Consider the following 12,107-nt stretch of genomic DNA (forward strand, 5'->3'; position numbering starts at 1 on the left):
TTATTTTAAGTTTGGTTTAAGATTTGTGTTTCTGGTGTTGGTTAGATTGTTGTTTTTATTGTATTTTCTTCTGCCACTAATGGGGGGTAATTTAATAAAAAATCTTATATTTATGCGTGGCATCATCCTTTTAACATAAAAGTATCATTCGCATGTTGCAAATGCGTTGCAATGTGATGGCTATCTCAATATGTAACATCGGTTAACAATAAAATTACCTATGGGAAATACCTATAAAGTAGTAATAGAGAGGATGATGAGAATGATGGGATTTAATAAATGCAAAATCGCATTTGTTGTTGCTGCTGCAATGGCGATGGGGGGTTGTGCTGAAGATGGTAAAGATGGTGCTCCAGGCCCTGGCCCTTCAGTGAGTGAGTCTGAAGTTACCAATATTCACTTTATCAACCACGTGGTTGAAGAAGGTAAAGTGACATTAGAATTTAATATTACTAATGAAGATGGCATTGAAATTACAGGTTTAGAAGATGCAAGTGTCAATTTAGCCGCTAAAACCGAAAATGGGATTCAACGTAGTCGTGATGGCAGTGTTGGTGGTAGTGCAACTGCTGGCGGTGATAACGCGACAGAAGGCGCAACCTTAACCATGCTTGACAATGGCAACTATGAATTTGTTGCTCCTATGGCTGCCGTTCAAGCCGGTACAGAAGGGATTATTCGTTTACAAGTTGGTGGTGGTGATATTGCTAAGTCACCGTATACGATTGTCAGCAAGCCTGAAATGACCCATACAACAACAACTGAAACATGTTATTCATGCCACGTTGATTACGCAACATCGGACATTCGCCATAGTGGTTACGTTGCCGTAAATGCTGAAGGTGACGTTGACTTTGTTGGCGGCTGTATGGTGTGTCACAACAACGTTGCACGTGATGTTGCTGAAGATGGCAGTTCACTAGACACGGGTGGTTATGCTAAAGCGACCATGCAACAGCTTGGTCATATTAATCACCAGAAGTTTGAAAAAGACTTCACCCCAACCAATTGTTACACCTGTCACGCAGAGCCTGTAATGAATACCAGTATAACTGGCAACGGTTGTACAGACTGTCACGCGCCTGAGTCGACACAACTTAACAACTATTATGCAGACACTGCATCGTTTGATGTTCGTGAATTGCACGCAAACAGTGCTTCATTAACTGAACGTAAGCAAATTCGTGAAACTTACAGTACGCAAACAAGTGCGCCATATTACACTACTGATTACACCTATGGGGATAATAATTCTGAAGTTGGTGGTTACTGTGTTGATTTGAAACTGTTTGACAATTCTGGTGATGTTCCAGTTCAAGTGAACATTGCAGACTTAGAAGCCGCAGACAAAATTGCTTACACAGGTGCTTATATTGATGGTTATGACTTAGAAACTGGCTCTATTTTAGCTCGTTTAAGTGACCGTTATGACTCAAATGCTGGACATTTAGATCGTCCTGACGGTACTCGTTCTTTATGTTATACCTACTTAGCATTTGGCGACCAAACTAACTTTGATCACCTTTCTGGCAGCACTCGCTTGACGATCAAGGACAGTGCTTGGATGGACAGTGATAATGAATATGGTGTGGCATTTACTAGCTTTGCCGACCCAGTAGAAATAACTATTTCATTAGACCCAAGCGTGCCACATACATTAACTGACATTGAAGACTCATTTGCTCGTCGTCATATCATTGATGCTGCGGCATGTACCACTTGTCACAACAATGGCACTAATTACCATAAGAGCGGTTCATATACCGACGGTGGTCGTGACTGTGTCGCTTGTCACAACAATGGTTATGACCGTAATGCTGCAGGTTCAGCTCCTGGCTTTGGTCCGATGATCCACAGCATGCATTGGGGCCTTGGTAATGCCCTTTCAGGTGCTAAGAAAGATGATGACGGTAACAACGTAGCCAATTCAGCTGATAGCTTAAATGCCGATAACTGTGTCTCTTGTCATAGCAACGGTATCGATATGGACCTTATTCCAAATCGTTACATGTTGTCTAAATCATACAACGGCGGAGCAGCTGGTGTAATGACAAGTCCAGTTACTGCTAACTGTATGGCGTGTCACGATTCAGACGCGGCTATCAGCCACATGGAACAAAACGGTGGTGAGCTAAATGTAGTTAAAGGTGATGGTTGGTATAACGTACCTACTGCAGAGTCATGTTCAACATGTCACGCTGAAGGCAAATCATTCGGTATTGATAAGTTCCATAACTTTGAACGCTAAATCGTGATGACTTAGGTTAAGCGGTAAGTGGTTATTGAGCGTCAATAACCACTCACGCTAACACCAATCAATATGTCTGATAAGATTGATTAAAGGGAGCTTATGCTCCCTTTTTGTTGTCTATTGATCGTTAACTGGCTACTGACTACTGACTACTGGCTACTGGCTACTGGCTACTGGCTACTGGCTACTGACTACTGACTACTGACTACTGACTACTGACTACTGACTACTGACTACTGACTACTGGCTACTGGCTACTGGCTACTGACTACTGGCTACTGGCTACTGACTACTGGCTACTGACTACTGGCTACTAACTATTAACTTCTAACTACTGGTTATTGGCTGTTCGTTATTACTTATTAAGTAGTGATTGTTCGTTTCTTTGGCTGTACTTGTTCAATGCTGTGGCAGGAAAAAGTAAATTAAGTTTATGCGCTAAACGAAAGCCCGCTTGCTGCATACGTTGCTCAAGCCGTATTTGGTTGCTTATGCGGTATTGGGAAGAGATGTTAGCTGGTTTATTGTGGTTATTTGCAGGCAGTTTATAAGCAAATTGACGCATGGTTTTAGACTCAGTTGCCCAGCTGAAGTAATTTCCTGTCAACCATTGCTGCTGTTGCTTAGGCGGCACATAACGCAATAATTTGCCATATTGCTGTGCACTGAGCTGGGGGTAATCAATAATTAGTGTGTCCCACACTTTATGTAAGTTAGTCGGTTTATTAAACCATAATACCTTGTACTTATTCCCACCACTATCATGACGATAACCCACGTGCAATGGTTGATGTAAGTCCGCCAATAAATGCACATAAAATGCTAATGCTTCAGCTTTGTTGTGGGTTAAGGCATTCGGGTTTGCGAGCGTGGCTTCTAATTGGGTTAACGCTTGTAAAATGTCCCCTTTTTTATTGCGCTTGCGTGTTTGCCACGTTTGGTCATCGGCAATTGAGACATAATGCCAAGGTGCAGTGCCGCGCCACTTTTTAGTGTTACGCACGCTGTCAGCCCATGTTGATATTTGCGCTAAAGACTGACCTTTTGTTAACGCAAAAACCTGTCTTTGAGCGGCAATTGTAAGATTATCTTGGGCAATCATCGCCACAATTTGATGACCTTTTTTGCCAAATGCTAATGCCAGCTGCGGCGCAAATAACACAATAAAAACAAAATATTTAACGGCTTGGGTAACTGATATCATTGGTGATGACTTTCCTTGTTTATCACCCTAAAAGGTATTGTTTACTGTATAACTGACATATTGGTGCTAACACGCGTTTTGCTTTAAAAGCTTGTTGGAGTGGTTATTAGGTTATTAACCACTTACGTTAAGTGTAGACCAACCCATATTGATACGATAAACGGCCCTTTATTCACTGGAAATAACATGACCTTACAATGGCAACAATATACTTTTTCACAGCTGACAACCGATCAACTTTTTGACATTTTATTGCTGCGAGTCAATGTGTTTGTGGTTGAGCAGCAATGTCCTTACCCAGAGTTAGATGCAAAAGACCGTCACCGCGAAACTGTTCACTTTATTGGGACAACCAACGATGGCCAAATTGCAACATATTGCCGAATTTTAGCACCTGGGCAGAGTTACCCTCAGGCAAGTCTTGGTCGTATCGTTGTCGCTAAACCTTATCGCGGTCAACAATTAGGCCAGCCGTTAGTACAAAAAGCATTGGATATTGCACTAACCACTTGGCCACACTCTGGGGTGCAAATTGGTGCGCAGCATGCGTTAGAAACATTTTATCAAACGCTTGGATTTAAGGCGGCTTCTGCAATGTATTTAGAAGATGATATTCCACATATCGATATGATTTATTGTGACGAAAATATTGAAGTTTAACGCGGCGCAAACTGTTTATAAGCTAGGGTTGTCATATATGTTTATTGGCAGTAAGAGGGATGATTAATCGCAATAGAATGAGTTAGTGGCTGCCAGTGATAAGTAATAAATAACATTTTTCATTTAAATCAATGCGATTCAAATGACAGATGTTTACAGCAACGGTGTCTGCGAAAGCGGCTTTGCCTATTAATGAGCAAAGCCGCTATTTGGTTGATTCAAAAAGGGGAGTTAATGCAACCTTTACTGAGGTAAACCAAGGTTTTTAAGCGGACAAGGAATACTGATATTTGCCTGTTTTAATGCGTTAATGATGGCTAAGTTTGTTTGGTATTTCACTTCAAAATATTGCGGTGTTGGCACCCAATAACGAATGCCAATTTCAATACCAAGATTATTAAAGCCGTTAACACCCACTAATGGTTTTTGTTGCTGGTTAACTAAGGCTGCTGCCTGTAATTGAGCTTCAATAATGCTAATCGCTTGGTTGGTATCGGCTTCGTACTCGACATTTAATTTGGTCTCAACCAATTTGTATTCAAAAGAGTTATGTAATATTTCGCCCACAATATGTTTGTTTGGAATACTAATTTGCTCACCTTCTTCATTAGTTAAGATGGTGAGGCCAAGTTTTATTGTCTCAACAACACCAGACACTCCTTGTATTTCAATGGTGTTACCTACCACAAAAGGGCGGGTGACAATAATGGTTATCCCTGCAGCATAATTAGATAACATGCCTTGCAGTGCTAAACCCGCGCCAAGAGAGGCTGCACCTATTGCAGCGACCATTGGGGTGACGCTTATTCCAAGTTTACCTAAACAGATGATGGCAACCATCACCACAATAATGATACGAATTAAATTAGAGGTGAAGTTAGTTAAGGTGATATCGATATTGTGCTTAGTTAATAATGCCGCCACCATATTTGATACCTTGTTCGCGACCCATAACCCGAGAATAAAAATCACTAAGGCACCAAATAGTTGAAAACTATACTGCACTAGAAATTCCAATATAACGTCATACGCCCCTTGTAGCTGTTGGAATTCTTGCTCTAAATTGGGTTGATTCATTAGGTGTTCCTTTATGCTGATTTGAGGCATCGTTGTTAGATTTTTAAATGATATCAATTAATCCTTTAATGATCTAAATCACTACAATGAGTTAATCCGTATTTGTAGGGTTATTTTCAGTTACTGTTCATGTTGTAATGATAAAACTGATGACGGTAGATTGGTGTACAATACCTGAGTTTACCGACCTAAATGCATTGGCTAATGAGGTGCTGATACCATGTTAGCAATGATTAAAGAACGCCAATAGTCATACTTTATTGTGTCGTTTTTTTCGGTGCTTGTGAGTTGGCTCAAGCTCTGTTACTGAGTGTCTTTTAATGCCAGCTATTTTAGTTATATTGATTGAGACATTAGCGCATTAATGGCTTAAAAATTATCGATAGGGAATAAAATGATTAAACGTATTACGCAAGTATTGTCGAGCCTGTTGATGCTTGTATGTATTTCAGCCCATGCTGAAACGATTGCTGTTGGACAGAAAATTGCCCCGTTGCAACTTAATGATCAACACGATCAAGTGATATCAATTAAGCCACAAACGCAGTATTTATTATTTAGCCGAGACATGAAAGGGGGCGAAGTCATCCAAGATGTTTTAGCAACGTACCCTGACAACGCGGCAGCTAAACTGGTTTACCTAGCAGATATCAGTGGTATGCCATCATTGATTGCCCGATTTGTTGCTATTCCTAAAATGAAAGATTTTACCTTTGCTGTTGGGCTTGACCATGAAGGCAACGTGACTGCTGACTTACCTTCACAAGAAGAGTCGGCGACGGTTGTGACCTTAAATAATAACCTTGTGACCGCAATTGATTTTATTGGTAGCAGTGATGCATTAACCGCTTTACTTGCTAAGTAATTTCGCTGACGGTTTTACACCTAAAAAGGACGCTACGGCGTCCTTTTTGTGTTTATGCTGGGCTAGACCCATTAATGACTTGTTTTTAATGCATGCTAACTGTTCTTTTTAGCCGCCAGCAATGGCTATTATTGGTTAACTTGGTACTTACGCAATATGTGAAAAATTTCTTCTTTTATATGTAATTTTTGTGCTTTGAGCATTTTAACTTCAGGGGTTGTGTCACTGCTGCAGTGAGCCTCTTGCTGTTTTATTTGTTCATCAAGTTGATTGTGCTGGTCGAACTTTTTAAGGAAATGAGCATCAGTGGTTTTGAGCTTAGTGATCAGGTCGCGGTACTCTGGGAACATAAATAGACTCCTATATTTCGTTGAAAAGCATTGATAGTTAACATCTAACGACGATAGTTCTACCCTAATCCTATCTTGCACGCGTTAAATTGATTTACATCAAGTTTACATTTAATTATTTATTAGGTTGTTTTGGGGCGCTCTACGGTGATTATTGTCATTGGTTTTGAATGCAATGACTGATAAATCATCACCTTACATTATGGTTTTTTGTACTGTTAGTTTTTATGGCGCTTATTAACATAAGACACAGTTAACATGAACGGTGTGATGTTCTGTGATCAAGCTCACCTTTTTTAATGAGTGACTAAGTTACAGTTTCTCGAACAAAGCGTTCTATATTAAAGATAATAAGGGGTTATGAATGTCTGACGTATTCCACTTAGGCTTAACGAAAAGCATGTTAAATGGCGCGACATTAGCAATTGTACCGGGTGACCCTGAGCGGGTTAAACGCATTGCTGAGTTAATGGAAAATGCTACCTTTTTAGCTAGCCACCGCGAGTACACTTCTTACCTTGCTTATATCGACTCACAGGCGGTTGTGGTTTGTTCAACCGGGATTGGTGGGCCATCGACTTCGATTGCAGTTGAAGAACTTGCTCAGCTTGGTGTGACGACCTTTTTACGCGTGGGGACAACAGGTGCAATTCAGCCACATGTAAATGTAGGCGATGTGATTGTTACTCAAGCGTCTGTACGCCTTGACGGTGCCAGCTTGCATTTTGCGCCGTTAGAATTTCCTGCAGCGGCGGATTTCAACTGTACCACGGCCATGGTTGCAGCTTGTCGCGATGCCGGCCTTGAGCCTCACGTTGGTATCACGGCATCATCGGACACCTTTTATCCGGGTCAAGAGCGTTATGACACCGTATCAGGACGAGTAACTCAACGTTTTGCTGGTTCAATGAAAGAGTGGCAAGCCATGGGCGTATTAAATTATGAAATGGAGTCGGCAACCTTATTTACCATGTGTGCATCTCAAGGTTGGCGCGCAGCTTGTGTTGCTGGGGTTATCGTTAACCGCACTCAACAGGAAATTCCTGATGAAGCAACCATGAAAAAGACTGAGGTGAGTGCTGTGTCAATTGTGGTTGATGCTGCTAGAAAACTACTTAAATAAATTTATGTAAGTAAATGAATAATTAATAACTATTTCATTAGCTTAAATCTGATAAAAAAGGTGCTTCGGCACCTTTTTTTGTGGGTGAATTTTGAATGATGTTTATCAACAAAACGCGGCTTTTATCTTGCTTTTAAGGCGGCTTGATGTATTGTGACATATTATGTCTAAATAATGTAGACCGTTTTAAATGATGAAACGTAGTTGGTTTTATCAATAAAAGCCGCACTCTTTGTTGGCTTTATTACCAGCATCATGCTGGCTTGTTGGTTGTACAACATAAGGAGGGAAAGATGGAATTTTCAAACCCGATGGTTATTTGGTTCACCATTGGCGCGATCCTGATGATTGCTGAAATTATTGTCCCAGGTGGCATTGTAATATTGCTTGGCGCAGCTTGTATTATTGTTGCGGGCGCATTGGGACTTGGAGTCGTTGAAGGGGTTACCCAAAGTATGACGCTATGGTTTATCAGCTCGATGGTATTGCTGTTAAGTTTTAGGCATGTGACTCAACGACTAATTGGTGGTGATGCCCATGTGGATAATACCGACGAAGAATTAGATTTATATAACCAAGTGGCCACAGTCAATGCCGACATTGGTCCAGGTGATAAAACCGGTCGCATTCGCTGTTTAGGCTCTGATTGGGTTGCCTTAGGTGACGGCTCAATCATAAAAACGGGTACACAAGTGCGGATTATTTGTCGAGAAAATATTGGCTTTGTTGTTGAGCCTTTGCCCACATCTATTGCACAGTAACGCTAAAGTTATCGATGTTATTAGTTGTTTTTACGTTATAAGGAAGTGATATGTTCTTTTTGACCATTGTGTTTCTATTTGTTGTTTTTATTTTGTTTAAATTGATGTTGATTGTCCCTATGCGTGAGGTGCATGTTATTGAGCGTTTGGGTAAATTTAAAAAAGTATTACAACCGGGATTTCATTTTTTAGTGCCATTTGTTGATCGTGTTGCTTATCGTCATGATACCCGTGAAGAAGTATTAGATGTACCACCGCAAAGTTGTATCTCAAAAGATAACACCCAGCTTGAAGTCGACGGCCTTGTTTACCTTAAAGTCATGGACGGAAAGCTTGCCAGTTATGGAATTGAAAACTATCGCCGCGCGGCAGTGAATTTAGCGCAAACGACCATGCGTTCAGAAATCGGTAAATTAACCTTGTCTGAAACCTTTAGTGAACGTGATAGCTTAAATGAATCCATTGTGCGTGAGATTGATAAAGCGTCTGACCCATGGGGCATTAAAGTATTACGTTATGAAATTAAAAACATTACTCCGTCGCGTCATGTTATTCATACCCTTGAAAAACAAATGGAAGCTGAGCGTCAAAAGCGTGCTGAAATTACCTTGGCCAATGCTGAAAAAGCCGCAATGATTAATTTGTCACAAGGTGAGCGTCAAGAAGCGATTAACTTGTCTGAAGGCCAAAAACAAAAGCGGATTAATGAAGCCAAAGGCACCGGTCAAGAAATCTCAATTATTGCTAATGCGAAAGCGCAAGCGATGGAGATGATTTGCCAATCTTTAGCCAATAATGGCGGCAACGATGCGATGAATATGTTGCTTAAAGAACAGTTTATTGAGCAAGTGGGTAAAATTCTTAACGAGGCTCAAGTGTCAGTGGTTCCGGCTGAAATGGCAAAATTAGAAGGCTTCTTTGAAGGCATGGAACAAGTTACCAGCACCGTGTCGGGTCAACCAGGCTCAGCTGCAAAAGGAGCACGCTAATGATTAATTTAAATGGCTTAAATACCGACATGATTGTCATGGTTATTTGGGGAGCGATATTTGCTATTTTCGTGCTTAAATTATTTCAATCAATTCGATTAGTGCCGACCAAGTCAGCTTATATTGTTGAGCGTTTAGGTAAGTACCATTCGACTTTAGATGCGGGTTTCCATGCGTTAATTCCTTTTATTGATAACGTCGCCTATATACACGATTTAAAAGAAGAAACCATTGATGTACCACCACAGGAATGTTTCTCTCGAGATGAAGTGAATGTGGAAGTTGATGGGGTGATTTATATGTCGGTAACTGACCCAGTTAAAGCCAGTTACGGCATTACTGATTACCGTTATGCCGCGATTCAATTGGCGCAAACTACGACGCGTTCGGTTATCGGTACGTTAGATTTAGACCGCACTTTTGAAGAGCGTGATTTAATTTCAGCCAAAGTTGTTGAAGTGTTAGATGACGCCGGCGCAATGTGGGGAATTCGAGTTCATCGTTATGAAATTAAAAATATCACCCCTCCAGAAACCGTAAAAAATGCCATGGAAATGCAGGTCAACGCTGAGCGTGAACGTCGTGCGTTACTGGCTAAAAGCGAAGGTGATAAACAAAGTAAAATTAACCGCTCAGAAGGGGTTATGGCTGAAACCATTAACTTGTCTGAAGGTGAAATGCAGCGCCGTATTAATGAGGCAGAAGGTAAAGCGGAAGAAATTTTAACGCTAGCCAAAGCAACGTCCGAATCGATCACTAAGTTGGCGGTGGTTATCTCAGCTGAAGGCGGTCAAAGTGCATTACGTATGCAGTTAGGGGAACAATACATGAAGCAACTTGATGGGTTAAGTAAAGCCGACAGTCGCATTGTATTGCCGGGTAATATGGTTAACTTTGAATATTGGCTAGACAGCATTGGCTTAAAAGATGACAAGTTAAATAAATTACCAAAATAGCTGATAGAGCGCGTGTGAGCTTATTGACTGATGAGTATGAGTGTAAAAAAATGACCGTTTTTACGGTCATTTTTTTTGCGCGTGTTAAATGCTGATTTTAAGTGGTTGTTAAGGTGGTTTACAATAACGCCATTGTCAACTTTCGTGTTAGCTAAGCGCTATATGGGCATCGTTAGCTGGCGCTGTAGTCTGCATTGCTAAGCCTTAACGGGTGATTTTTACACTATTAACACCTTTAGTAACGGACCTTGTCATTTGGGCGATACATTATTTGTTATGGTTTATTCATTATGGCGTAATTAGTTAATCGTTGGTCATTAAAGGTCATTAAAGGTCATTAAAGGTCATTACTAGCGAGTTTAATGGTACCTGAGAACGGCTTTATTTTCTGACAAAGAGTCGTTTTTAGTTTGCCTAACAAGCGCAATTGAACAACACTTTATTTAACTTGGCTTAAATCGACTTAGGCAGCTAAATGGTGAGTAGAGGGATGACGGATATATGCCAGTGCCACGACTGACTTCTCAAGCTAAATCTACTCAGGCAACACAAGATAACATTCACCGTAAACCGTTGGTGGTGCATTGTGTGCCAGACAATAACATGGGCGGTATAAATGTGGCCCTAACGCATTTGTGCGCTTCAAGCCTTGCTAATGATGTTGATATGCGCATGGTATGTTTACCAATGCAGCTAAACAGTCGTTTAAACCTTAACGCTGACATTATTTGCTTTCATGGTGCGGCTAGTTGGTTAGCATTGTTGGGGATGGCAAAATTAAAACTGGCTCACCCTAATGCTAAATTCATTCTTCAAGAGCACCATTACAGCCCAGCGTTTGTTCGTGAGCAAATTGTTCATCCTTGGCGTTTTCTGACACTGTTAAAATGCACTTATGCCTTAGTTGATAACGTGATAGCGATTTCTGCCTCTCAACAAGCATGGATGTTGTCTAAGCAGCTTTTATCCGTTGAAAAAGTGTTTATGTTAGGCCAAGGGCGTGACCTTAGTCGATTCTTTGAGCGCCCAGTAACGATGGTCAATACCTTTGTTGATGCTGATATTGATGCTGAAATAGATAAAAAATGCGCATCTACGCCATCGTCTGTGGTTGCTCTCCCTTCTGGCTTAGCTGCTGATGTTAAACCTGAGCGTGCTCCCATGTTTGAGTCAGGCACTATTGATTTAACCATAGCGTCTGCGAAGCCCGTCAACGAAACAACGCCACCTTGCGAGACTGCCAATAATGGTCAGCATAGACAGAATACTGCTAATCATCATCGTCCTATTCAGTTATTGGCTTATGGGCGCTTTCATCGCCAAAAAGGGTTTGATGTATTGCTTAAAGCCATGCAATTAGTGCCTGCGTCTTTATGCCAATTAACCTTGGTTGGACAAGGCGAAGAAGCTGCACATTTAGAGCAAATTGCCATAACAATGAAGCATGTGCAGATTTTACCTGCGGTAGCGGATATTAAACCTATGTTGATAACAGCAGATGCGGTAGTCGTGCCATCACGATGGGAACCTTTTGGTTTGATAATGCAAGAAGCATTGGCAATGAATAAACCCGTAATCACATCGGGTGTGGATGGCCTTGGTGATCAGCTTATTAATGCACCGGTTAAATGTCATCAGTTTGCGGTGTTAACGGCACAAGACATTGCCGCGACGATTATTGGGTTTTGCCAGAACGAATTAATTGATAATGTGGATAACATGCCCAATCGCGCAGTAAACAGCAACGAACATCACAATACCAGCCCACGGGTTGATACGACGCAACAACTATGGGCACAGCAACAATGGCAACAAGTTGTACAACAATGGCAGCAGCTGTTAACCACACTCTTGCGTTAAGCCTCACTTAA

11 protein-coding genes are annotated in these 12,107 nt (G+C 41.2%); 8 read left to right on the forward strand and 3 right to left on the reverse strand.

The features are described from left to right. Nucleotides 1-262: 262 nt before the first annotated feature. On the forward strand, nucleotides 263-2,248 hold the full coding sequence (locus tag G3R48_RS06105) for a multiheme c-type cytochrome (RefSeq protein ID WP_153661898.1): 1,986 nt from the start codon (nucleotides 263-265) through the stop codon (nucleotides 2,246-2,248). A 358-nt stretch (nucleotides 2,249-2,606) separates the two neighbouring features. Here the strand turns inward: G3R48_RS06105 and G3R48_RS06110 are convergent, their stop codons facing one another. After that, nucleotides 2,607-3,455, reverse strand: a complete 849-nt coding sequence (locus G3R48_RS06110; protein ID WP_153661896.1) for a S1/P1 nuclease — start codon at nucleotides 3,453-3,455, stop codon at nucleotides 2,607-2,609. A gap of 186 nt (nucleotides 3,456-3,641) precedes the next feature. Here G3R48_RS06110 and G3R48_RS06115 point away from each other — a divergent pair, with 186 nt between their 5' ends. Beyond that, the gene (locus G3R48_RS06115; protein WP_153661894.1) at nucleotides 3,642-4,115 is read left to right on the forward strand and encodes a GNAT family N-acetyltransferase; all 474 of its coding nucleotides are present in this window, start codon (nucleotides 3,642-3,644) and stop codon (nucleotides 4,113-4,115) included. A gap of 243 nt (nucleotides 4,116-4,358) precedes the next feature. On the opposite strand, the gene G3R48_RS06120 is transcribed toward G3R48_RS06115, so the two are convergent. Beyond that, complete coding sequence (locus tag G3R48_RS06120) at nucleotides 4,359-5,192, reverse strand: mechanosensitive ion channel family protein (RefSeq protein WP_153661892.1); 834 nt, start codon at nucleotides 5,190-5,192, stop codon at nucleotides 4,359-4,361. Nucleotides 5,193-5,586: 394 nt separating this feature from the next. Between G3R48_RS06120 and G3R48_RS06125 the strand changes: the two genes are divergently transcribed. After that, nucleotides 5,587-6,057: a hypothetical protein gene (locus G3R48_RS06125; protein WP_153661890.1), complete on the forward strand. Its 471-nt coding sequence runs from the start codon at nucleotides 5,587-5,589 to the stop codon at nucleotides 6,055-6,057. 128 nt (nucleotides 6,058-6,185) lie between these two features. On the opposite strand, the gene G3R48_RS06130 is transcribed toward G3R48_RS06125, so the two are convergent. After that, nucleotides 6,186-6,407 (reverse strand): HP1242/YdcH family protein, encoded by a 222-nt coding sequence (locus G3R48_RS06130; protein ID WP_153661888.1) that lies wholly within the window; start codon nucleotides 6,405-6,407, stop codon nucleotides 6,186-6,188. Nucleotides 6,408-6,771: 364 nt separating this feature from the next. Here G3R48_RS06130 and udp point away from each other — a divergent pair, with 364 nt between their 5' ends. The 5 genes from udp to G3R48_RS06155 all read left to right on the forward strand — a co-directional run bounded on the left by udp (nucleotide 6,772) and on the right by G3R48_RS06155 (nucleotide 12,096). Next, nucleotides 6,772-7,530 (forward strand): uridine phosphorylase, encoded by a 759-nt coding sequence (gene udp, locus G3R48_RS06135; RefSeq protein ID WP_153661886.1) that lies wholly within the window; start codon nucleotides 6,772-6,774, stop codon nucleotides 7,528-7,530. Between the two features lie 293 nt (nucleotides 7,531-7,823). Continuing rightward, entirely contained in the window at nucleotides 7,824-8,291 is a 468-nt protein-coding gene (locus G3R48_RS06140; RefSeq protein WP_153661884.1) for an NfeD family protein, read from the forward strand. 50 nt (nucleotides 8,292-8,341) lie between these two features. Further along, entirely contained in the window at nucleotides 8,342-9,280 is a 939-nt protein-coding gene (locus tag G3R48_RS06145; protein ID WP_153661882.1) for an SPFH domain-containing protein, read from the forward strand. Further along, entirely contained in the window at nucleotides 9,280-10,236 is a 957-nt protein-coding gene (locus G3R48_RS06150; RefSeq protein WP_153661880.1) for an SPFH domain-containing protein, read from the forward strand. Before G3R48_RS06145 ends, G3R48_RS06150 begins: the two co-directional genes overlap by 1 nt. Nucleotides 10,237-10,737: 501 nt before the next feature. Further along, nucleotides 10,738-12,096, forward strand: a complete 1,359-nt coding sequence (locus G3R48_RS06155; protein ID WP_153661878.1) for a glycosyltransferase — start codon at nucleotides 10,738-10,740, stop codon at nucleotides 12,094-12,096. Nucleotides 12,097-12,107 lie beyond the last annotated feature (11 nt).

This window comes from Shewanella intestini (genome assembly GCF_018221465.1).
GTDB classification, from domain to species: Bacteria; Pseudomonadota; Gammaproteobacteria; order Enterobacterales; family Shewanellaceae; genus Shewanella; species Shewanella intestini.